Origin of the sequence: Enterobacter roggenkampii (assembly GCF_001729805.1) — a bacterium.
Taxonomy (GTDB): Bacteria; Pseudomonadota; Gammaproteobacteria; order Enterobacterales; family Enterobacteriaceae; genus Enterobacter; species Enterobacter roggenkampii.
In genome coordinates this window covers 27,804-48,423 of record NZ_CP017185.1, presented here as the reverse complement: position 1 = coordinate 48,423, position 20,620 = coordinate 27,804, and the positions used below count along the sequence as shown (strand labels likewise).

Genomic DNA, 20,620 nt, shown 5'->3' with positions numbered 1-20,620 from the left:
AGCTATGGAAATCAGCGCTCGTAATTCCTCCACAAAGATGATCGCCATTATCCTCATGGTATTAATGGTTCTGGTCTTTATTCTCGCCTTCGCCGTCAGCTGGCTCGCCATCACCAACAGAAGCCTCATTCACGAGCAGCGAACCGTCGTCACGCCAATGACGTACAGCGCGCCTTTTGCCGTGTCTGACACCAGCGCCGATGCGGAGTACTTCCGGATGATGACGCTGTCATTCCTGGCCCTGCGTCTCAATGTCTCGCCCGAAACGGTGGACTCAAATCACGCCTTCCTGCTCTCTTTCGTTCTGCCCGAAGTGACGGGGGATTTTAATCCTGTCCTGCAGGCGGAAGCGGCACAAATTAAAGCCAGTGACGTGAACTCCACGTTCTATCCCTCCGAGGTGAATGTCTATCCCGTTGACGGGCGCGTTGACGTGCGAGGCGTTCTGAAAATGTGGATTGGCAATTCGAAGCCCTCGACGGAAATCAAAAGCTATCGCCTGCGGCTTAAGTACGCCGGTGGCTTTACCCGCATAGGTCGGTTCTACGAGGTGACCAATGAAAAATAACCTTCCGGCGCTATTGTCTGGTACAGCCATGCTGGTCTTTGTGGCCACGGCTGCGCAGGCTCAGTCACCTGCCACGATAAGCCTCCCACAGGGCGGGCAGCTCCGGCTGAGTATCAGCAATACCGATCCCAACATGATTTTTATCCCTGGTGACAAAGTCACCGCCATCACGGCGCCAGGTGGAATGCTGGCAGACAAGCGGCTGACTACCGCCGGTGGCGTGCTGTTCACCTCTGTAGCCACCCGTACATTCACGATTTTTGTAGAAACTGCGCTGGGCCAGACCTTCTCAGTCGTGGCGACTCCCGTAAAGGGTGAAGGCCGCGTCCTGAGACTGATGAGCACGGAACCGCCCTCACGGCCTGAAACCCGTAAATGGGAAACCGCTCAGGCTTACGAAAAGCTGTTAATCAGCCTTAACCGCGCCGTGCTGACCGGGAACATCCCTGATGGCTATGGCGAAGTGAAACCTCTTTCTGACGGTATTCGTCTCCCCGGCGGTTTTTCTGTTACCCCCCTGAAAGCCTGGGCGGGCGACCAGCTGCGTGCCGATCGTTATGAACTGCGTAATGCCGGTACCCGGGGGATTGTGCTGCGGGAGCAGGACTTCTGGAAGCCCGGCGTTCGCGCCGTGATGTTTGATAACAACGCGCAGACGCTGATGGCGGGAGGAAAAATGACCGTCACCGTTATCCGTGAAAACGGGGTGGGTGAAGATGGCCAACGTTAACAAAGTCGTTCGCCGTCGTCAGGTTGCCCTGCTGATTGCCCTAGTGCTGGTCATCGGCGCAGGCGGTGCAGGAACGTGGATGGTCTCAGAGATGAACCTGAAGAAAAGCGCGCCGCCAAAGCCGCAAAAAGGCGAACCCGCGCCGGATATGACGGGCGTGGTGAACCAGTCCTTCGACGGGAAGGTGCAGCGCTCAGCGATTGCCGAAGCGCAGAGGCTGAACAAGGAAACCCAGAGCGAGATTAAAAAGCTCCGTACGGAAATGGGGCTGATAGGCCGTGACCTGAAAGGGTCGCAGGTGCGCATCACCGAACTTGAAGATGAAAACAGGCTGCTGCAGACGCAGCTTGAGGCGGCAAAAAACTTTGACGGCGCCGGGGCTGAGCCTGTTCCCGGGGCGCTGGCTGCCGCAAACGCCCCGGCGGCGACTGCAGGCGTCCCCCCTCCGACAACCTTCTGGCCGGCAGGCGGCGGGCAGGCGCCTGCCGCGCCCGTCATGACGCCCGTTCCGCGTCCGGGTCAGATGGACAGCGAAGAGTTCACGTCGCCGGAAATCGGCAAGAAAGGGCCTCGCTACCCCTGGATCCACTCGGGCAGCTTTGCTGAGGCCATCGTGGTGGAAGGGGCCGATGCGAATGCGTCCGTCACCGGTGACAAAAACACGGTCCCGATGCAGCTGAGGCTGACGGGAAAAGTGCAGATGCCCAACGACGGCGAGTTTGACCTCACCGGATGCTTCGTGACGCTCGAGGCCTGGGGGGACGTGTCGAGCGAGCGCGCCATCGTGCGCACCCGCTCCATCAGCTGCCAGCTCGGTGATGACACCATCGATCAGAAGATTGCAGGACACGTCTCCTTTATGGGTAAAAACGGCATCAAGGGCGAGGTGGTGATGCGCAACGGGCAAATCCTGCTGTATGCCGGCGGGTCCGGATTTCTGGACGGGATCGGTAAGGGCATTGAGAAAGCCGCCTCACCGGCGGTGGGTATTGGCGCCACGGCGAGCATGGGGGCGGGCGATATCGCCCAGGCCGGTTTCGGCGGCGGCGCCAGCTCCGCGGCGAAAACCCTCTCGGACTACTACATCAAGCGCGCCGAGCAGTATCACCCGGTTATCCCGATTGGTGCCGGTAATGACGTGACGCTGGTCTTTCAGGACGGCTTCCAGCTCGAAACGCTGCAGGAAGCCCGTGAGAAAACGGCAGCGCGAGGGGCGAAGCAGGGCAAAAACGCGCATGCGGCCACGCCCGCTGCAGCGCCCGCCAGTACCCCGGACATGCTGAAGCAGCTGCAGGATTTCAGGATAGGCGACAGCGTCGACCCGGCGACAGGAGAGGTCGTCACACAGTAATACGGCGCCGGGAGACCGGTGAGAACCCCACAATCCGGAGCGGTCCGTGCCCTGAAAGACGTAAAAGGGATGGGCGGTAGCGTGTCCGGACAGTCAGGCGAGGAGGATGGATGGCTGACGTACTGGACCAGCTGCAGGAGCAGGAAGAGTGGCTGAACGGGCTGCATATTCAGGCGGCACGGCAGCAGAGCAGGTCGGCGGGAGACAGTCTCCGGCAGTGCGAATGCTGCGGAGAAAGGATTGAGGCGCGACGCCGTAAGGCGATACCGGGCGTGCGCACGTGTGCGGAGTGCCAGCGGGCGCTGGAGATCCGGGGCAGACATTACATGAGGTGAAGGATGCAGGAGAAAAAAGGCCATTTCGTGGTCGCCGGACGTACCGGGAGCGGAAAAACGGCGATACAGGGCCAGGTTATGCAGGCTTTACGGGTGAGCACCGGGAACTGCCGGATGAAAGAACGGTCCTCCGGTGGTGAAGGAGAAAGGATGAGGGAGGCCATTCGTCAGTGCGGGAGCCCCGTGTATCCACTGCAGTCAGGGGATGTCGGTAATGACGCGTGACGGATATGTCCCTCCTGTTTTGCGTGACTTCAGCGATTTGACCAGACAGGAATTGACCGACCGGGTGAGGTATCTGGAAACCCTCCGGGCAAGGGTGGCGTACACCCGGGAACACTTTTCGCCCAGGCAGCTGAGGGCATCGGGCCTTGCGATGGTCATGTCGATCGTGGTCTGGGTATTCACGGCATCGGTCCCCTGCAGCGTCATAAGCGGCCTGGTCACGCTTGCGTGGATGCTGCGCTATTCCCGTTTACCCCAGACGTGGCATGCCCAGCTGCAGGAGGGGATTTCCCGGCTGGAGAGTCTCAGAAGCTCACCGCTTCGCCACATGTACGTCGAACAGGATGCCGGTACCGACTGGCATTACGTCTCGTACTGTCTTGATGCAGAAATCGAGCGTATTCGATTTGCACTTTCTGAGCCGGCCAGACCGTTCAGCGCATAATTTTCAGAGGATCAGCCATGAATAAAACCATGCTTTTACTGGCAGGCTCTGTCCTGCTGCTGTCCGGCTGTGCCGGGGTCAAAAGCAGCTTCGACTGCGATGCCACCACCACCGATTCGTGCATGACCATGACGAAGGCCAATCAGCTGGCCCGGGACAAGGCGGGAAAGCCGGGTGCGGGCGCGCTGCCTTCCCTGGTTAATCTTCCGGAGCCTGCTGCTGCGGTTTCGTCTGCTCTACGCTCCGTTATCAGTACCCCTTCCGGTGCGCGGGCAGCCAGCAGGAGCCCGGCAGTATCTGCCGGCACCGTAACACGCACAAGCGCCGGGGCCGCTACGTCAACACGGGCACCGGGTCCGGCCGCCGGCATGCCGGTAACGGCTGTTTCATCCGTTCCGGCATCGCGTCCGGTTATGTCAGGCGTAACACCGGCACCGTCATGTCAGAGCGTGCGCTGTGACAGTCCCGGCTCCGTACATCCACAGCGCAGCCAGGACCAGACCGCCACGGTCTGGATTGCGCCCTGGGTGGACAGCGATAACGCCTTCCATCAGCCCGGCAGGGTGTCCTTCGTTGTCAGTCCTGCAGACTGGGTTCTGCCGTCCCGGGTAAATTGAGGATTTTTGGGTGAAAAAATTTCTGAACGTGCTGGAAAATCTGCAGAACGCCTTCCGGATGCCGGACGGCGCGGCTGAGATGACGCGCAATCTGGCCAGCCTGGACTTTCCGCAGCTGACCAGCATCCTGCCGTACCGCGATTACGATCGCGACAGCAGTCTTTTTATCAACCGGAACACCGTGGGCTTTCTGCTGCGCGCCGAGCCGCTGATTGGCGCGAACGAGCAGATTATTTACGTGCTGGAAGACCTGCTCAAGAGCAAGCTGCCGCGCAAAACCCCGATATCCTTCCATCTGGTCTCCAGCAAGCTTATCGGGTACCAGATTGACCACGGGCTCTCGGAGTTCCGCTGGCAGGGGAAGCATGCTGATAAATTTAACCGTATCACCCGGGCCTACTATCAGCGCGCGGCGCAGCAGCAGTTCAACAGCCCGACCGGTCTGCCGCTGACCCTGCGGGACTATCGCCTCTACATTTCCTTCTGCGTGAAGGCGAAGAAGCGCACGGCCGCCGTGATGACGGAGGTCTCACACACCATGAAGGTGCTGCGCTCCTCGCTCGACGCGGCCAGAATAATGACCCAGCCTGCCGATGAGCAGGAGCTGGCGACGCTCGTTCACGGCATGATTAATGCCCGGCATGACCAGCTGTATCCGGATGACGTGCGGGTGGGTGAGTTTGACGAGCTGCATCAGCGCTGCATCGATCAGCGTATCGGCATCGATGTGCGCCCGGACGACGTTCGTATCAGCCTGGCCGATCGAAAGGGCGAGGTCACAGCGACCCGCGCCATGAACTTTATGCTGGAGAACAACCCGGATCTGTTCATGCTCTGGATGGGCGGGGATAACCTGTCCAACCTGCTGAGTCCGGATCTGACCATCGCCAGCCCGTTCGTCATCACGATGGTTCTGGAGGCGGAAGACCAGGTGGCGACGCAGGGGGAAGCCACGCGCAAATATCTCGACAGGGACAAAAAAGCCAACTCGCCTTATGCCACCCTGTTTCCCGGCGTCGCTAAACAGGCAAAAGAATGGAAGGAGATACGCGAGCGGCTGAACAGCAACCAGACCTGCATTGTCCGCTATTACTATAACGTGACCACCTTCTGTCCAGACTCGGATGAGGCGGCCCTGGTCTGCGAACAGCAGGTCATTAATACCTTCAAGAAGAATGGTATCGATCTGTTTTCCCCGACCTATATGCAGTTCCGTAACTGGATAGCCATGATCCCCTTCCTTCATGCGGAAGGGCTGTGGGAAGACATCAAAATGGGCGGCGCGACCTGCCGGGCCGAGAGCATTCAGGCGGTGAACCTGCTGCCGGTGGTGGCGGACAACCGGCTATGCCAGGGCGGACTGCTGACGCCCTCCTACCGTAACCAGCTGGCCTTCCTCGACATCTACGGGGACGGAATGGGCAACACCAACTACAACATGGCGGTCACCGGCACGTCCGGTGCCGGGAAAACCGGTCTTGTTCAGCCCATCCTTCGCAGCGTGCTCGACTCCGGCGGCATTGCATGGGTGTTTGATATGGGGGACGGCTACAAGTCGTTCTGTGAGAACGTGGGGGGGACCTATCTGGACGGCAAGTCCCTCAAGTTTAACCCTTTCGCCAACATTTCGAACATTCACGAGTCCGGCGAGCGTATCCGCGACCAGCTGGCTGTGCTGGCCAGCCCCAACGGCACGCTGGACGAGGTGCACCACAGCCTGCTGCTGCGCGGGGTGCAGGAGGCCTGGGAAACGCACCGGGAAAAAGCCCGTATTGACCACGTGGTCCAGGTGCTGACCGCTATCCGTAATGATGCGAAATACAAGAACTCGCCGGGCATAACCAACCGGCTGGATGAAATCATTGAACTGCTCGGTAAGTACTGTTCCTGGGGGATTTACGGCGAATACTTTAACAGCGACGAGCCGTCACTGACCGATGATGCCCGCTTTATCGTCCTCGAGCTGGGTGGCCTGCAGGACAAGCCAGACCTGCTGGTTGCGGTGATGTTCTCCCTCATCATCTATATCGAGGACAAGATGTACCGCACCCCGCGCAGCCTGAAGAAGTGCTGCACCATCGACGAGGGCTGGAAGCTGCTTAACTTTAAAAATGAGAAGGTCGGGCAGTTTATCGAGACGGGGTACCGGACCGTGCGCCGCCATCGCGGGGCCTTCATTACCATCAGTCAGAACATCAAGGACTTCGACGCTGACGACGCGTCGGGTGCGGCGAAAGCGGCCTGGGGTAACTCTGCCTTCAAGGTGGTTCTCAAGCAGGATGCGTCAGAGTTTAAGCAGTACAACCAGAACCGTCCCAACCAGTTCAGCGAGCTGGAGCGTCAGGTGATAGGTAAGTTCGGGGACGCGAAAGAGCAGTGGTTCTCCTCTTTTATGCTGCGTATCAACGATACCTGCAGCTTTCACCGGCTGTTCGTGGATCCGCTGAGCCGGGCCATGTTCAGCTCGAAGGGGGACGACTTTGAATTTATTCAGCAGTGTCGTGAGAGAGGGATGGATATCCATGACGCGGTATACCAGCTGGCGCAGCGTAACTTTCCCGATGAGATGCGCGAGCTGGAAGCGATGGCGGAGGGCGTATGACAAAACAACATTCAGAACGTGAACAGCAGGTTAACGATACCGCCGTTGCGGATACGCCTTCAGATGCACCGGCTCCGAAAAGGCTCAGCCAGCGTGAGCGCCGCAAGCGGCGCTGCCTGCTGAGCCTTCTCCTGGTGGCGCTGACCATTATATGCGTTAACGCCGCCATCACGTCGCTGCTGATTAGCTGGCGAGCGCCCGTCGTGGTCTCTTTCGATATGAAGGGGACGGTCGACCGCTTTACCGGACAGCTTGCAGAGCGGTCGCTCAGCGAGGAGCAGACGAAAGCGCTGACGGCGCGGTTCATGACCGCGCTCGGGGATGCCGTTCACGCCTGGCAGATTAAGCACGATGCGCTGGTTCTGGTGGAGCCTGCGGTGGTCGGCGGTGCGCGGGATATTACGGACGAGATCCAGGGCGCCGTCGCTGAAAAAATGGCGGACGGAGGCTGGTAATGGGCGGGCGGATTCTGGTGATATCGCTGCTGCTTTCGGGGGCGTTGCAGGCGAAAGAGCTCGGTACGTGGGGGGAGCTGTACCCCGTTGCGGAAGAGGACATGCTGAGCACCATTCATAACCGGCTGAAGGCAATGGAGGAGAGCGGGGAGATGGCCCGCGAGCAGGAAGCCTTTAAGGAGCGGGTTATCAGGAACACGCTGCGCCCGAAACCCGTCCCCGGGCTTCGCATTGCGCGGGACAATACCACGCACTATATCGACCCGTCCCTCACGGTCAGCGAGGATTTAAAAGACCACGAGGGGCGGGTGTTTGCCCGCAGGGGGCAGGTGGTTAACCCGCTGGATACGGTTCCGTTCACCGACACGCTCTACTTCATTGATGCGGATAACCCGGCGCAGCTGGCATGGATGAAGGTGCAGAAGCCGGGAACGCTGACGTACCGGGTGATTCTGGTCAACGGCGATATCCGGGAGGCGACAAAAGCGCTGGATACGCGGATTTATTTTGACCAGGACGGGACGCTGAGCCAGAAGTTCGGACTGAAAGCCATTCCGGCGCGGGTCACTCTGGCGGAAGACCGTCGTCGCCTGCGGGTAGATACGTTTGCCATGGCGCCTGAACATCAATAGCAATCTGGAAGAAGGATATTTATGAAACGTCGTAAGATTAAGAAAACGAAGACTGGTGTGAATACTGTGGCGGAGCGCAACGAGCTGCTAAATGACGGAAAAACCGTAAAGACGGTTGTATGCCGGACAAAAAAGATATCAGACAGTCAGCAAGTAAAAGACTGGGAGGATCTGTCAGCCTGGGGCAATAGAAAGTGATGAATGTTCCGCCTGACGGCCCGCGTGATTTCAGGGGCGGTTAAATATCATCATAGTGATAGCGACATGCAACGATTGTCAGCTCACCGTTTGCCATGCTGTAAACAAGCCTGTGCTCTCTGTCGATACGCCGGGAATACAGTGCCGGATTTTTATAGTGGCGAAGGCGCTCAGGTTTTCCTATGCCGTTAAAGGGGTCGGCATGAATAGCCAGAATGAGCTGCCTGACCCGTTCAAACAGCTTCGCGTTATTATCTTTCCAGTACTGATAATCTGCAGCTCCCCGCCGCGTGAACCGGGTCTTCATACGTCGATTTCTGTAATGTCGCCACGATCCAGTTCTTCAAGTGATGCATTGATGTGCGCAGCATTCGCCGGGTTGCTGAACAGATGCAGCGTTTCCATGATGGCATCGTATTCACTGGCATCAATGATAACAACATCAGGTGCATCGCGACGAAGAATACGCACGGGCTCTGCATTATCGCTGACCTGTTGCATGGTTTCCGCGAAGTGTCTGCGGGCTTCAGTAAACGTGAGTGCCTGCATAGTTTCCTCCTGTTTTGATTTTTATTCAGTCTAACACATGTACCTGTTCAGGTACATGTGTAGCTCATGAGAGTGTATCAAATGACAGCTCGACTATCTGCAGGGATTATCCTGTGCACGCTGCTGCTCTGTGCGGGGCTCTGGTCCGGTAAAAGCCGTGCCGCCTCTGCCGAATGTGAAGGGAATTTTGTCAACCCGATCACCGATGTGTGCTGGGAGTGCATTTTCCCGATCACCATCGGCAACGTGCCGGTTGCCACCGGCAGGCAGCCGGATACCGCGAATCCGTCCATGCCCATCCAGTTTTGCCCGATGGGCGTGCTTTACCGGGTGGGGCTGGCAATTGGCTACTGGGAGCCTATGGCGCTGACCGATGTGACGCGATCGCCGTACTGCATGGTCAACCTGGGCGGCTTCAACATCAACGTCGGTAACGTGGGCAGCGGGACGGGGGGGCAGGAGAACAGGGCTAACCCCGGCGCGTTCTACCACGTGCACTGGTACAAATACCCGCTCACCTACTGGCTTAATATCATCACCTCGATGGGCTGTCTTCAGGGCGGGGATCTGGATATCGGCTACCTGTCAGAGCTCGATCCGATGTGGGACAGCAGCGCGCTCAGCATGATTATCCAGCCGGAGGCCATCCTGTTCAGCAACATTATTGCCCAGGGGGCCTGTGCGGCCGACGCCGTCGCCAGCCTGACCGGCAAGCCCCTCGATGCGCTCTTCTGGTGCGCCGGGAGCCAGGGCAGCATGTACCCCTTCAACGGCTGGGTGTCGAACGAGTTCAGTCCCCTGCAGACCTCGCTACTGCTGAGCGAGCGCATGGCCTTCAAGCTGCACCGCCAGGGCATGATTATGAACAGCATCGGTGAGAACAATAAAGTCTGTTTTGAATACCCCTCGCCGATCATGCCCAAAAGCCGCTGGCGCTATCACCTGGTCAATAAGTACCCCGATGCCGGCCAGTGTCACCCGCTTGGCCGCAGCGTCACCCGCTGGGAGGCGGGTAAAAACCTGCCAAATGACCGCCGGAACTTTGGCTATCTCTTCTGGCGCAAGCGCAACTGCGTTTTCCTCTAAGGAGCACCGTATGTTTGTCAGACGAAAAAATTATGAGCTTGTGCTCTCCCGGTATGAGCTGGCCGCATCCCGTGCCGACAGGGCTGAGCAAAAGCTCGCCCTGCTTTACGGGACCGCAATGGGGCGGGACGGGCTTTATAAATGCCTGCTCGAATGCCGCGAGGCGGCGATGGCCCTGATGCAGCCGGGCGCTGAGAGCGCCGTCAAGACGATGGAGCGTCTGGCTTTTATCGACAAACGCTTAAGCGAACTGCTGCCCCTGCTGACAGAGGAGATGACGGAGGGTGAAAAGCAGAGGCTGAACGCCATGCTGGAGAGCCGCTCCGCTGAAAGGGCGTATGGTCCGTCATACTGGCTGGCGCAGGAGGAGTCGCCGTGATCAAAAAGTCCCTTTTTCTGGTGACGCTGTGTATCGCCGGCCTCGTTCAGGCGTCGGAGCACGCTGAAAACCGCCAGTTTCTCAAAGAGCAGTTTCAGATCGACAGGCAGCGCTTTAAGTCACTTCAGGCGCCTGATTTTCTGCAGCAGGGTGCCGTGGCGCCGACGGACAGGTCTTTTATTGAATCGCAGGCGCGGCAGCTTCAGCAGTCGATGCAGCCGGAGAAGGCGCCGGCAGAGACCGCCCTGGTCTTCGTCTCCTTTTCCATGCCGCCGGACGAACTGAAGCAGCGCGTCCGGGATGCGGCGGCGCTGGGTATCCCGGTGGTCCTCCGGGGCATGGTGAAGGGCGATATGCGAGCCACGGCTAATGCGGTGGCAGGGCTTGTCAAAGAGAGTAACGCAGGCGGCGTGCAGATTGACCCGACGGCCTTTCGCCGCTACGGCGTGACCTCTGTCCCTGTCCTGATTGTAACATGCGGGGAAGGCGGCACCGCGGTGGACAGGCTGCAGGGAGACGTGACGCTGCGACAGGGGCTTAAGAGGGTGGCGGAGGAGGGCGACTGTGCGGAAGCGGCACAGCGCCTGCTGAACGGGGAGGAGAGGCCATGACGCGCGTTGGTGTGCTGGCCATGGCTCTTTTCTCGCTGCTAATGACGTCGCCCCTGACGGCAAACGAGACGTTTAAGCAGGGCATGAGCACGGGTAAGCAAAACAGCGGGCAGGGCAGCAGCGCCATTTCCGGGTTCAGACCCGAGGAAGCTATTCCGGGCTACACCCCTTCACCGGCTGAAAGCGGCTATTACGGCGGCGTGACGTCCCCGGGCGTCGACCTGAGCGGACCGGGAAGCAGCGCGATGGACGCGTCGGAGGCCGGGAAGGTTATCACCGAATCCATCCTGAACACGCCGCCGGGCAACAGGCCGTCCCTGGATGCACCGTTTATTGCCCAGGGGCTGGGAATGAAGGATAAGGCCGAAGCCATCACCGGCGGGGGATTTACTGGCTGCGTCGATCAGGCCGCAAGCTTTACGGAAATCACCACGCACCAGTGCCTGAGGGACACGCGCGTGGAGCAGTTCTGTACGCGAACCGCCAGCATCAGCGGCCATTATGAAAACTCAACGGAGATAAAGCAGGTGGTGATTGAGTCCTCCGCTATCCGGTTCACGGAGAATAACGGCTCTTTTTCCGGCGATTTTAAGGCCGGCACGGGAGGGAAGGTGATCGCCGCCAGCGCAGTTTATTCCTGGAATAAGAGGCTGGCCTTCAGCAATTCTGGCTGGTTTATGAGGGTGAACACGCCATTTGGTTTAATTTCAATGGATGATCCTCAGGGGCGCGTCACGCTGAGTCCCGGGCTGGATATCACAGACGGGCAGTCATTACGCTTTTCCGTCAATAACAGACATAACAAACCTACAGGATCGTCGATCTGGTATCACAGCAACATGAAATACCGTTTTACCGTCACGCTGACGATAGAGGTGCCCTCACGCACCTGGGTGCCCGACGTGGTCTGGTCAGAGTCCTGTCCGTTCAGTAAAACGGAAGGGGCAATGACCGGCTCCGCCTGCGTGGAGCCGGGTGAAACCCGCACCGTGGTGGTGGACGGTAAGGCCTATCACGTCTGGCAGGCCTGCTGGAAGTGGCAGGACACGTATCTGACGCAGACCGAAACCGAGGGGACCTGCGGAGAATATATCCGGGACAGCGCCTGTACGGTCAGCAGCAGCACCTGCGCGGACAGCATCGACGGGATTTGCGTCAGCCAGCAGGTGACTTACTCCTGCGAGCGCCGCAAAGAGGGGAACGGGCAGATTTGTGGCGGGGAATTCTTCTGTAAAGACGGCAGCTGCGCGCAGGCGCAGACGGGGATCAGCAATATGTTCGGGCAGGCCGTGTCTTCTCTGGCGGCGGTGGTCGCCGCAGGCCAGGACGTGGCGGCGCTGAACGGCGAAAACGTCCGGGCGTTTACGGGCAAGGGGATGTCCTGCAAGAAGTTTGCGGCAGGGTTTAACAACTGCTGCAAAGATTCGGGCTGGGGTCAGGACATCGGCCTGTCCAGCTGCAGCAGCGATGAAAAGGCGCTGGGAAAAGCGAAGGACAGGAAGCTCACCGTTTACGTTGGCGAGTACTGCAGCCAGAAGGTCCTCGGCGTCTGTCTTGAGAAAAAGCGCGGTTACTGCGTGTTTGACTCAAAGCTTGCCCGGATAGTCCAGGCGCAGGGGCGCCGGGGGCAGCTCGGGATAGGGTTTGGCTCCGGCTCGTCGCCGGACTGCCGCGGGATAACCGTTGAGGAGCTTCAGCGACTTAACTTCGGAGTGATGGATTTCAGCGACTTCTACAGCGATCTGGATGCGGGCAGCGATATTCCTGAAGACCAGGCGCTGCTCCAGAGCGCGCAGGACATCATCGCCGAAAAAATGAAGGAGAACGCCCCATGAGATGTATTGCCGGTGCGCTTGCCCTGCTGATGGCAGCATCGCTGCATGCTGCTCATGAGGATGTGCTGGTACCTGACTATGCCCGGGAAGAGGGGTGGCAGTGGTACAACCCGCAGGCGGATGACGGCGGGGAGACGCCGCTGGCGCAGGAGGCACCGGCGCCAGCGATGACGCCATCAGAGCAGAAAAAGGTGCTGCAGCAGGCTACCCGTGAAGCGCTGGACACCGCCATTCTGTATCCGTCTGCGGAGAACTTCCGCCGCTTTATGCTGCTGCAGAACTTCTGGACGGACCGGGCGACGGACTTCACCCAGACGGCGAAAATTGCCCGGCTGAAGTATCCGGAGCTGGACTACAACGTGAAGCGCAGCCATTACAACGGCACGGTGGAAGCCCGCCTCACGGAAGAGAAGAAGATCCAGAGTGCGGCTATCGGCCAGGTGGCGCAGCGTTATGGCCTGTTCTTTTTCTACCGGGGCAGCAATGCCGTCGACAACCTGATGGCCGGAGTGATACGGGCTTTCTGTGAAGAGCGGGGGATCAGGCTGATGGCCGTCAGCGTGGACGGTAAGCTCAGCGACCAGCTTCCGCAAAGTCGCCCCGACAGCGGGCAGGCTGAAAAAATGCGCGTCACCCACTTCCCGGCCACCTTTCTGGTCGACCCGAAAACTCAACAGTGGCAACCCCTTGCGTGGGGGTTTATGAGCCACGATGACCTGGACAGGCAGATGGTCGGGGTTCTTACCCACTTTGCGCCTGACTACTGATAACCCCTGTCTTTTGAGGTAACACATGCTGATTACTGTGGTGCGTACCGTCATTCTGATGGCGGCGATGATGTCTGCCTGTCTGCAGGCCGGAACGCTGGATGATATACGTGCTCTTGAAGCCGGAAAAACGGGCAGGAGCGCGCCGTCTATGGAGGCCCTCGCGTTACCGAAAGACGACACGGCGCCGGACAGGAACCGTGCTGCAAAGGACGCGTCGTCTGCCTGGTACCGGCTGAGCGATGGCCGGAAAGTGAAGGTGCAGGACTGGAAAGTCGTGTTGTTTATGCAGTCCACCTGCCAGTACTGCCGCCAGTTTGCGCCGGTGCTGAAAGGCATGTCTCAGCAAACGGGTCTTGAGGTGTTCGCAATAAGTCTCGACGGGAAGGGGGATGCCGAATTCCCCGACGTTCTGCCTGCAACGCCGGACGTGATGGTGGAATACTTCCAGAGTGGCATGCCGGTGGCCACCCCGACCACCTTTCTGACCAACGTCCACACCATGGAGACATGGCCGCTGCTCCAGGGAGCCGCAGAGGCAGGTGAGTTTCGTAATCGCCTCAATGACGTGCTGCGTATGGCGCTCGACAGGCAGGCGGGGACGCCTTCCTCATCTTTGACACAGGGAAAACAATGATGCGACTGAAATTACCTGGCCTCGTCCTGGCGCTGGGCCTCTGCAGTGCAGGAGCCGCAGAGGCCGCCCTGCAGGACGACATGAACCGTTTCTTTAATGACATGAGCTATGCGAGCAACGCCACGTCCGCTAAGGCCTGGCAGGGGCAGGCCGCGCGCTACGTCTCCGGCGGCTCGTTTTATGCGCGCACGGGCAACAAGAACATTCAGCTGATCTCCATCAGCCTGCCCTCCATCAATGCAGGCTGTGGCGGGATAGACGTCTATCTGGGCGCCTTCTCTTTTATAAACTCCGACCAGATTACCGCCTTTGTGAAGCAGACGATGGCGAACGCGACGGGCTATTTTTTTGACCTTGCGCTCGAAACCACCGTGCCGGAGCTGAAGGCGGCGAAAGACTTTGTCCAGAAGATGGCCGCCGATATGAACCGCTTCAACATGTCGAGCTGCCAGGCGGCGAAGGCGATGGTGGACAGCGTTGCGTCGGCCTGGGGCGAGAGCCAGCAGAACGTCTGTCAGTCCGTTGGCGGCCAGAAAAGCGTCTTTTCCGACTGGGTGGCCTCGCGTCAGGGCTGCACCTCCGGCGGTAAATACGGTGCCGTCGCTGACAAAGCCACCGGCGCGGAAAAGGACCAGGTGCTGAAGGACATCAACCTGATGTGGGATGCGCTCGGTAACAGCACGCTCAGCAGCAATGCCGAGCTGCGTCAGTTTGCCATGACCATCAGCGGCTCGGTGATTTTCGGCAGTGCCGGAGAGGTGCGCATACTCTCATCGATGGCATCGGACAGGAGCCTGCTGACGGCGATGATGAGCGGCGGCAGTGCGAAAGTATATGTATGCGATAACCAGAATAAATGTCTGTCTCCGACCCTGAACAACGTGACCATCTCGGCGGATAAATCGCTGATTAAGATGGTGCAGGACATGCTGACCAGCATCGAGAACAAGGCGATTACCGACACGCCGCTCACGGAAAAAGAAAAGCAATTCATCAACAGCACCTCCATCCCCATCCTCTCCTGGATTGTGGACCAGTCGTCACTGAGCGTCTCGCAGTCCCTGTTCGCGCAGCTGACCGACTACATCGCCGTCGACATCTACCTGCAGTATCTGGAAGCGGTGATGAAGGTGGTTAACGGGTCGCTGGCCACCAAAGACTATCCGGGGGCCAACATGAAGGAGCTGAAAAGTGGCCTTGCGGATGCGCGACAGGCGCTGAATTCGCTGCGTATGGAAGTCCAGATTAAAGAAGACGCCCTCATCTCCGCGCAGCAGCAAATCCGCTTTATCCGCCAGCAGGTCTCCTCAAAGATGAGCGATCGGGTGCTGGGTAACTACCAGTTCAGCAGGGTGAATTGATATGGCCGTTGATACGATTTATACCGTCGCCGGCGGGGCGTGGTTTCAGGACACGCTGAACGGCGTGGCGGCATTTTTTAACAGCAGCGCCGGGGACGCGCTGCTGGCGATGGCGACCGCGGTGTCGGTGATCGTGGGGGCGGTGAGCTATATCCGCAGCCGGGATATCATGGAGCTGGTCAAATGGGCCGCATTTTATGTCCTGGTTATTGCCGTTCTGATTGGTGATAAGCGCAACGTGCAGATTGTCGATCTGTCAGAGCCCGCGGCCATTTATCAGGTGGACAACGTGCCGACCGGACTGGCGGCACCGGCAAGTTTTATCACCCGCATCGGAGCCGGGATGGCACAGATCTATGACTATATCTTTGCCCGGCCCGATGCGCTGACGTACAGCAAAACCGGGATGCTGTTCGGCGCACAGCTGGCGGCGGGGAGCAGCGACTTCCGTTTCTCCGAGCCGGAAATCCAGCGCATGTTCTCGGATTACGTTCACAACTGCGTGGTGGGCGACATCATGCTGAACAACAAGTACAGCATCGGCGATTTGATGAATGCCAGCGATCCGTATGCGCTGATATTCAGTAAACCCAGCCCGCTGCGGGGTCTGTACGACAAAAACCGAAATTTTCTGACCTGCGAGCAGGCCACAACCAAAATAAACACGGATTCGGGCGATATCAGCGGGCGGAATATGTTTCCGTTCCTCCAGCAGGTGCTTAACCGGACGCACGGCTTCACAAGCCAGGTCTTCGGACCGACCAACGGGGCGAGTACGGCGCTGTTCACGGAAATGCTGGGTGACAGCTATAACTATTTCCACGGCAACGCGATGACCTCCACGGAAATCATCCGCAAGAACGTGGTGATGAACGGTCTGCGCAGCGGGCTGGAAAGCTTTTCGGCTGAGAGCGGCGATACGGCAGGTCTGGTCAATACCGCCACGCAGACCTCGATGACAAAAATGCGCCTGTCGCAGGCGACCAGCGCATCGATTGCCGCCAGCACGCTGCCGGTGATGCACAGCGTGCTGCTCGGGATGACGATGGCCCTGTTCCCGGTGCTGATTGTACTGGCCGTGGTGAGCTCCCTGTCCTGGGCCATTATCAAAGGCTATATCTATACCATTGCCTACCTGCAGATGTGGCCTATCCTGTTCTCCATTCTTAATCATGCGATGAACTTCTATCTGCAGGGGAAACTTAAGGGAACAGCGGTGACGCTGGCCACGTTTGACCAGGTGCAGAATACCTATTCGGATATTGGCACGACGGCAGGCTGGCTGGCCCTGTCCATTCCGTTTATTGCCTGGGGCATGGTGAAGGGGCTCGGTCAGGTGGTGTCGCAGGCGGGGAACTACCTGGGCCAGACGCTACAGTCGGCCTCCACACAATCCTCGTCGCAGGCCGTGGACGGCAACTGGTCCTATAACAATATGTCGACCGGCAACGTGCAGGGCAACAAGTGGGACACCAACTACAGCCATCGTGAAGGGCATATGACAAACCAGCTGGGCAGTGGCGCCACACGGACGCTGACCTCCTCCGGGGAGCAGGTGTTCAACACGACGGAGGCGATCTCTAAGCTGCCGGTGGACATCACCCTGGGGTCGACGGCGTCGAACAGCTGGCAGAAGCAGCAGCGTGATTCCCTGAGTCAGGCGCAGAGCCTGAGCAACAGCCTGTCCAGGACCTCCAGCCTGGCGAGCTCTCAGATGAGCCAGTGGAGCCAGCAGCGCGGGAACAGCGATACAACCGTCGCGGGAACGGACTCCTCAACCAGCAGCAACCTGACCAGAGCGCTGAGTACCATTCAGTCGATTGGTAGCCGCTATGCCCGGGATGAGAATACCAGCCTGGCGGAAGGGATAAGGGCGGCGGCAACCAAGAGCCAGGATATGAGCGCAGGCGCAGGTGGAAGCGCTCAGATATCGTTTGATACCGACCGACATATTCTTGGAAAAGTGGGTGGGCTGGCTACAGGGCTTAAAGGTTCTGCAGAAGGGCATCTTAGAACGGAATATACCGGCAGAAGCGGCTCCTCGCATGGCACCAGCTCCGATCTGACCCACCAGAATGGCACCAGTAAAGGCTTCAGTGCCCAGGAGCTTAAGGACTTCCGCGATGCGATGGATGTCGTGACCTCAAGCCGCGTGACGGACAGCGGCAGCCATACCGATAATGCGTCTGCCTCCCTGGCCAGTCAGCTGTCTTCCACTTTCTCCACGCTCAAAAGTCAGGCGTCTCAGTACAATGATGCGGTCACCCGCAGCCAGGAGTACGCGCAGCTGGCGAGCTACGCTGAAAACAACAGCGCCAGTATCAACCAGAACTACTCGCAGGAGTTCGTCGGATACGTCACCAGCAAGCGTCCGGGAGAGGCTGATCAGCTGCTGTCTGATGCTGCCAGCCCGCAGCTGCGTGCTGAACGAGACAGGCTTGCGCAGGACTTTGTGGAAGAGAGGATGAAACCCCAGCTTCTGCAGGAGTTTGAGCAGAATAAAGGGAGAACCGGTGAGGGAATTGAGAGCGTCGGGACATCTTCCGGTGGCGGAAATCTTCAGGCAGAGTTCGCGCAGCAAAGCGCCGGGATGGCGTCACTGGCAGGTGAGAATGGCATAAAACACGGCGGTGAGGTCGGGGCTGATGTACAAAGCCGTCGCAGTAGCGCAGAGTCTCAGGTGAATAACGAAAGTAATACTGTGAACTCATCCGGTAATTCTGCGAAGGCCGATTATAATAGCTTGCAGAAAGAGCATGAACAGGGCAGTAAGAATTTTAATGAAGCGAAAAAAGCTGAAGATAGCAGGCAAGTAATAAACCCTGTTACAAATATTGAGGGAAAAGAAAGTCTGGATAAAATAATAGATGAGATGAAAAAACGTTAATCTAAGGACGCAGTAATGAAAAGATCTGAACTGGAAAAAGATGCTAACTTCATATTGTCATCGATTCAAGACAGTGATTATGAAATACCACGAAATCGAAATATAATGGGGGTGATTTTTAGTAAGTTAAGGTATGTATATCTGCTACAATTTTTGTTCATTATTCTGGATTGCTCGTTTTATCAAAAGAACGATGGATATCAAGTGTCTAAGGCATTTTTTTTGTTAGGGCTGTCTGGAGTGAGTATGCTTTTTTTTACGATGGTCTTTATAGGGGTTGTTTATAGTAATGTGTGTATGCACTTAATTTTAAATGATAAAGTAAGGCGAGAGTCTTTGTTGGTTAGGATTGTTAAGAAAAAAATTATTTTTTATACCCGATTACTCCTGTCCGTTAATATTTTGATTGGTGTTTTTTTGCTTTGGGTTGGTGAATTTTACATTGCAGGATTGGGGTTCTCCTGGTTTGTTACGCTAATTTTTAGCGTTCTCTTTTTGCAAGGCTCATTATCACGCTATATGACTCCTGCTGTTGTAAAAACATTATCTCTTGTAAGTGATATGATATCACCTTCAGATAAATCTCGGAAAACCTGATTGCATTCAGATTTTTATTAAGAAATATGCATCTTTTGTGAATTGTCTTGATTGTTGTTTTTTGTGATATCAATTTCTGTTCTTTAATGTACTTCATATGCTTTAATTTTCTTCTGTTTTTAAAAGTATTAAGGGTATTTGTAAATGAAAGGGAAGTATAAAAAAATCGGTATCTGTGTCGTTCTGGCTTCCACCATGATGCTTTCGGGTTGTGGGGCGATGAGCACGGCAATTAAAAAAAGGAATCTTGACGTCAAAACCCAGATGAGTGAAACCATCTGGCTTGAGCCGTCTTCGCAGAAAACTGTTTATCTGCAAATTAAGAATACATCCGACAAGGACATGTCAGGTCTGCAGTCTAAGCTGGCCAAAGCGGTTCAGGATAAGGGCTACGCCGTGACATCTTCCCCCGAGAGCGCCCACTACTGGATCCAGGCGAATGTGTTAAAAGCCGATAAAATGGATCTTCGTACCGCACAGGGATTCCTGTCTCAGGGATATCAGGGCGCCGCTGCGGGGGCGGCATTAGGTGCCGGTATTACAGCCTATAATTCAAACTCTGCGGGGGCCGTTTTGGGGGTGGGTCTGGCAAGCGGGCTTGCCGGAATGGCCGCTGATGCCCTGGTTGAAGATGTTAACTTCACCATGGTCACGGATGTTCAGATTTCTGAAAAAACCACTGCCAGCGTGCAGACTGATAATGTGGCCGCGCTTAAGCAGGGTACTTCCGGTGTAAAAGTCCAGACCAGTACGCAGACCGGCAATCAGCACAAATATCAGACCCGCGTGGTCTCATCTGCCAACAAGGTTAACCTCAAATTCGAGGAGGCTAAGCCGGTACTTGAAGACCAGCTGGCTAAGTCAGTGGCGAATATTCTTTAAAAGACAGGAGGTGGTTTCTGGCCACCTCACTCTGTCGTCTGAATTTTAATCGGATACAGCAGCGTTAATGGCTGGACGACTGAAGAGTCAAAGCCAAATCGGGTGTAGAAGCTTCTGACGTCCTCATTGAGGGCATGAACAACCAGTGCTTTTACACCAGCCTGTAGTGCAATGTTCTCAGTGCGATAAATGGCATCCTTAAGCAATGCAGCACCAAGCCCCTTGCCGCAATAAGACTGGTCAATAGCAAGCCTGCCGAGAACAATAACGGGGAGGGATTCTGGTGAATTTCGCCTGTAAGCACCCGGAGCCATTTTTCTCTGAATACTGCCTGTCGATAAACAATAATAACCGATGACCCGTTGACTGTTCTGCGCGCAGATAACATATACGCGGGAAATGCCGGTACTGTGGTTTTTATGCGCTTTCTTTTTTAACCATTCGTTCAGCCCCTGATCGGAACAACAAAAATCAGCAATGTTATGCCCGGCCTTGAGTGGCTCTGGTGCGCTTATTCCCATGGCGATTTTCGGCTCATCAGGTCATCGATTCTGGCCTGACGTTCGGCAGTAATCGGAGCATCCAGCTCTGCAACAAAAGCATCGTATTTTTCCTCATCGAGGATAAAGAGACGCTGATCCAGAAGTATGTCCTGAGCCTCTCTGCAGGCAACGTCGAGCATAAAGTCAGTACGCGATTTTGAGACAAGGCTTGCCGCCATGTCGATGAGGTCACGCTGTGATTCTCTTGCCCGTATGTTAATCGGTGCCGCTCTGGATTCGGTTTTCATAAGTTGCCTCTGTGTATCAGTTTTATACACAAGTATATATCACGTGTATCCGTTAGCTATACAAATTATTTGACCTTCAGG

Annotated in this window: 24 protein-coding genes; 20 read left to right on the top strand and 4 right to left on the bottom strand. The window is 56.9% G+C overall.

Annotation, left to right across the window (positions count from 1 at the left end; genetic code table 11):
* The first annotated feature begins 4 nt into the window (after positions 1 to 4).
* From traE to BFV67_RS24315, 10 genes are all read left to right on the top strand, one after another.
* Positions 5 to 568, top strand: coding sequence for a type IV conjugative transfer system protein TraE (traE, locus tag BFV67_RS22545; protein WP_069599015.1), 564 nt, complete (start codon positions 5 to 7; stop codon positions 566 to 568).
* On the top strand, positions 558 to 1,298 hold the full coding sequence (traK, locus tag BFV67_RS22540) for a type-F conjugative transfer system secretin TraK (protein ID WP_069599014.1): 741 nt from the start codon (positions 558 to 560) through the stop codon (positions 1,296 to 1,298). Before traE ends, traK begins: the two co-directional genes overlap by 11 nt.
* Positions 1,285 to 2,649, top strand: coding sequence for an F-type conjugal transfer pilus assembly protein TraB (gene traB / locus BFV67_RS22535; protein ID WP_069599013.1), 1,365 nt, complete (start codon positions 1,285 to 1,287; stop codon positions 2,647 to 2,649). The genes traK and traB overlap by 14 nt, the downstream gene beginning before the upstream one ends.
* A 110-nt stretch (positions 2,650 to 2,759) precedes the next feature.
* Positions 2,760 to 2,984, top strand: a complete 225-nt coding sequence (locus BFV67_RS22530) for a TraR/DksA C4-type zinc finger protein (RefSeq protein WP_069599012.1) — start codon at positions 2,760 to 2,762, stop codon at positions 2,982 to 2,984.
* A gap of 376 nt (positions 2,985 to 3,360) precedes the next feature.
* Complete coding sequence (locus BFV67_RS24720) at positions 3,361 to 3,654, top strand: hypothetical protein (RefSeq protein WP_235610644.1); 294 nt, start codon at positions 3,361 to 3,363, stop codon at positions 3,652 to 3,654.
* Between the two features lie 17 nt (positions 3,655 to 3,671).
* On the top strand, positions 3,672 to 4,271 hold the full coding sequence (gene traV / locus BFV67_RS22515; RefSeq protein ID WP_069599009.1) for a type IV conjugative transfer system lipoprotein TraV: 600 nt from the start codon (positions 3,672 to 3,674) through the stop codon (positions 4,269 to 4,271).
* Positions 4,272 to 4,281: 10 nt separating this feature from the next.
* A complete protein-coding gene (gene traC, locus BFV67_RS22510) occupies positions 4,282 to 6,873 on the top strand; it encodes a type IV secretion system protein TraC (RefSeq protein WP_084833313.1) in 2,592 nt (863 codons plus the stop codon).
* The gene (gene trbI, locus BFV67_RS22505; protein ID WP_084833312.1) at positions 6,870 to 7,328 is read left to right on the top strand and encodes a type-F conjugative transfer system protein TrbI; all 459 of its coding nucleotides are present in this window, start codon (positions 6,870 to 6,872) and stop codon (positions 7,326 to 7,328) included. The genes traC and trbI overlap by 4 nt, the downstream gene beginning before the upstream one ends.
* Complete coding sequence (traW, locus tag BFV67_RS22500) at positions 7,328 to 7,960, top strand: type-F conjugative transfer system protein TraW (RefSeq protein WP_069599007.1); 633 nt, start codon at positions 7,328 to 7,330, stop codon at positions 7,958 to 7,960. Before trbI ends, traW begins: the two co-directional genes overlap by 1 nt.
* A 21-nt stretch (positions 7,961 to 7,981) precedes the next feature.
* Positions 7,982 to 8,158 (top strand): hypothetical protein, encoded by a 177-nt coding sequence (locus BFV67_RS24315; RefSeq protein WP_157888839.1) that lies wholly within the window; start codon positions 7,982 to 7,984, stop codon positions 8,156 to 8,158.
* A 40-nt stretch (positions 8,159 to 8,198) separates the two neighbouring features.
* Here BFV67_RS24315 and BFV67_RS22495 read toward each other — a convergent pair whose 3' ends face one another.
* On the bottom strand, positions 8,199 to 8,465 hold the full coding sequence (locus tag BFV67_RS22495) for a Txe/YoeB family addiction module toxin (RefSeq protein ID WP_069599006.1): 267 nt from the start codon (positions 8,463 to 8,465) through the stop codon (positions 8,199 to 8,201).
* The gene (locus BFV67_RS22490) at positions 8,462 to 8,707 is read right to left on the bottom strand and encodes a type II toxin-antitoxin system Phd/YefM family antitoxin (RefSeq protein ID WP_069599005.1); all 246 of its coding nucleotides are present in this window, start codon (positions 8,705 to 8,707) and stop codon (positions 8,462 to 8,464) included. Before BFV67_RS22490 ends, BFV67_RS22495 begins: the two co-directional genes overlap by 4 nt.
* An 81-nt stretch (positions 8,708 to 8,788) precedes the next feature.
* Between BFV67_RS22490 and traU the strand changes: the two genes are divergently transcribed.
* From traU to traT, 10 genes are all read left to right on the top strand, one after another.
* On the top strand, positions 8,789 to 9,793 hold the full coding sequence (gene traU, locus BFV67_RS22485) for a conjugal transfer pilus assembly protein TraU (RefSeq protein WP_069599004.1): 1,005 nt from the start codon (positions 8,789 to 8,791) through the stop codon (positions 9,791 to 9,793).
* 10 nt (positions 9,794 to 9,803) lie between these two features.
* Positions 9,804 to 10,172 (top strand): hypothetical protein, encoded by a 369-nt coding sequence (locus BFV67_RS22480; RefSeq protein ID WP_069599003.1) that lies wholly within the window; start codon positions 9,804 to 9,806, stop codon positions 10,170 to 10,172.
* On the top strand, positions 10,169 to 10,783 hold the full coding sequence (trbC, locus tag BFV67_RS22475; RefSeq protein WP_069599002.1) for a type-F conjugative transfer system pilin assembly protein TrbC: 615 nt from the start codon (positions 10,169 to 10,171) through the stop codon (positions 10,781 to 10,783). The genes BFV67_RS22480 and trbC overlap by 4 nt, the downstream gene beginning before the upstream one ends.
* Positions 10,780 to 12,618 carry a type-F conjugative transfer system mating-pair stabilization protein TraN gene (gene traN, locus BFV67_RS22470; RefSeq protein WP_069599001.1) on the top strand — a complete coding sequence of 613 codons (1,839 nt, stop codon included), beginning with the start codon at positions 10,780 to 10,782 and terminating at the stop codon, positions 12,616 to 12,618. The genes trbC and traN overlap by 4 nt, the downstream gene beginning before the upstream one ends.
* A complete protein-coding gene (gene traF, locus BFV67_RS22465) occupies positions 12,615 to 13,385 on the top strand; it encodes a type-F conjugative transfer system pilin assembly protein TraF (protein WP_069599000.1) in 771 nt (256 codons plus the stop codon). The genes traN and traF overlap by 4 nt, the downstream gene beginning before the upstream one ends.
* Before the next feature lie 25 nt (positions 13,386 to 13,410).
* A complete protein-coding gene (gene trbB, locus BFV67_RS22460; RefSeq protein WP_069598999.1) occupies positions 13,411 to 14,022 on the top strand; it encodes a type-F conjugative transfer system pilin assembly thiol-disulfide isomerase TrbB in 612 nt (203 codons plus the stop codon).
* Positions 14,022 to 15,383, top strand: a complete 1,362-nt coding sequence (traH, locus tag BFV67_RS22455; protein ID WP_069599096.1) for a conjugal transfer pilus assembly protein TraH — start codon at positions 14,022 to 14,024, stop codon at positions 15,381 to 15,383. Before trbB ends, traH begins: the two co-directional genes overlap by 1 nt.
* A gap of 1 nt (position 15,384) precedes the next feature.
* Complete coding sequence (gene traG / locus BFV67_RS22450) at positions 15,385 to 18,270, top strand: conjugal transfer mating-pair stabilization protein TraG (RefSeq protein WP_069598998.1); 2,886 nt, start codon at positions 15,385 to 15,387, stop codon at positions 18,268 to 18,270.
* A gap of 15 nt (positions 18,271 to 18,285) precedes the next feature.
* Positions 18,286 to 18,867 carry a protein traS gene (locus tag BFV67_RS22445; protein WP_069598997.1) on the top strand — a complete coding sequence of 194 codons (582 nt, stop codon included), beginning with the start codon at positions 18,286 to 18,288 and terminating at the stop codon, positions 18,865 to 18,867.
* A 144-nt stretch (positions 18,868 to 19,011) separates the two neighbouring features.
* Entirely contained in the window at positions 19,012 to 19,749 is a 738-nt protein-coding gene (traT, locus tag BFV67_RS22440; RefSeq protein ID WP_069598996.1) for a conjugal transfer complement resistance protein TraT, read from the top strand.
* Positions 19,750 to 19,775: 26 nt separating this feature from the next.
* On the opposite strand, the gene BFV67_RS22435 is transcribed toward traT, so the two are convergent.
* Both BFV67_RS22435 and BFV67_RS22430 read right to left on the bottom strand, forming a co-directional pair.
* On the bottom strand, positions 19,776 to 20,270 hold the full coding sequence (locus tag BFV67_RS22435; RefSeq protein ID WP_069598995.1) for a GNAT family N-acetyltransferase: 495 nt from the start codon (positions 20,268 to 20,270) through the stop codon (positions 19,776 to 19,778).
* Positions 20,261 to 20,539, bottom strand: a complete 279-nt coding sequence (locus BFV67_RS22430) for a type II toxin-antitoxin system TacA family antitoxin (RefSeq protein WP_069598994.1) — start codon at positions 20,537 to 20,539, stop codon at positions 20,261 to 20,263. Before BFV67_RS22430 ends, BFV67_RS22435 begins: the two co-directional genes overlap by 10 nt.
* Between the last annotated feature and the right edge of the window lie 81 nt (positions 20,540 to 20,620).

Coding starts and splice junctions, on each gene's coding strand:
- traE (WP_069599015.1), top strand. CDS start 5: ATGGAAATCAGCGCTCGTAATTCCTCCACAAAGATGATCGCCATTATC.
- traK (WP_069599014.1), top strand. CDS start 558: ATGAAAAATAACCTTCCGGCGCTATTGTCTGGTACAGCCATGCTGGTC.
- traB (WP_069599013.1), top strand. CDS start 1,285: ATGGCCAACGTTAACAAAGTCGTTCGCCGTCGTCAGGTTGCCCTGCTG.
- BFV67_RS22530 (WP_069599012.1), top strand. CDS start 2,760: ATGGCTGACGTACTGGACCAGCTGCAGGAGCAGGAAGAGTGGCTGAAC.
- BFV67_RS24720 (WP_235610644.1), top strand. CDS start 3,361: ATGGTCATGTCGATCGTGGTCTGGGTATTCACGGCATCGGTCCCCTGC.
- traV (WP_069599009.1), top strand. CDS start 3,672: ATGAATAAAACCATGCTTTTACTGGCAGGCTCTGTCCTGCTGCTGTCC.
- trbI (WP_084833312.1), top strand. CDS start 6,870: ATGACAAAACAACATTCAGAACGTGAACAGCAGGTTAACGATACCGCC.
- traW (WP_069599007.1), top strand. CDS start 7,328: ATGGGCGGGCGGATTCTGGTGATATCGCTGCTGCTTTCGGGGGCGTTG.
- BFV67_RS24315 (WP_157888839.1), top strand. CDS start 7,982: ATGAAACGTCGTAAGATTAAGAAAACGAAGACTGGTGTGAATACTGTG.
- BFV67_RS22495 (WP_069599006.1), bottom strand. CDS start 8,465: ATGAAGACCCGGTTCACGCGGCGGGGAGCTGCAGATTATCAGTACTGG.
- BFV67_RS22490 (WP_069599005.1), bottom strand. CDS start 8,707: ATGCAGGCACTCACGTTTACTGAAGCCCGCAGACACTTCGCGGAAACC.
- traU (WP_069599004.1), top strand. CDS start 8,789: ATGACAGCTCGACTATCTGCAGGGATTATCCTGTGCACGCTGCTGCTC.
- BFV67_RS22480 (WP_069599003.1), top strand. CDS start 9,804: ATGTTTGTCAGACGAAAAAATTATGAGCTTGTGCTCTCCCGGTATGAG.
- traN (WP_069599001.1), top strand. CDS start 10,780: ATGACGCGCGTTGGTGTGCTGGCCATGGCTCTTTTCTCGCTGCTAATG.
- traF (WP_069599000.1), top strand. CDS start 12,615: ATGAGATGTATTGCCGGTGCGCTTGCCCTGCTGATGGCAGCATCGCTG.
- trbB (WP_069598999.1), top strand. CDS start 13,411: ATGCTGATTACTGTGGTGCGTACCGTCATTCTGATGGCGGCGATGATG.
- traH (WP_069599096.1), top strand. CDS start 14,022: ATGCGACTGAAATTACCTGGCCTCGTCCTGGCGCTGGGCCTCTGCAGT.
- traG (WP_069598998.1), top strand. CDS start 15,385: ATGGCCGTTGATACGATTTATACCGTCGCCGGCGGGGCGTGGTTTCAG.
- BFV67_RS22445 (WP_069598997.1), top strand. CDS start 18,286: ATGAAAAGATCTGAACTGGAAAAAGATGCTAACTTCATATTGTCATCG.
- traT (WP_069598996.1), top strand. CDS start 19,012: ATGAAAGGGAAGTATAAAAAAATCGGTATCTGTGTCGTTCTGGCTTCC.
- BFV67_RS22435 (WP_069598995.1), bottom strand. CDS start 20,270: ATGGGAATAAGCGCACCAGAGCCACTCAAGGCCGGGCATAACATTGCT.
- BFV67_RS22430 (WP_069598994.1), bottom strand. CDS start 20,539: ATGAAAACCGAATCCAGAGCGGCACCGATTAACATACGGGCAAGAGAA.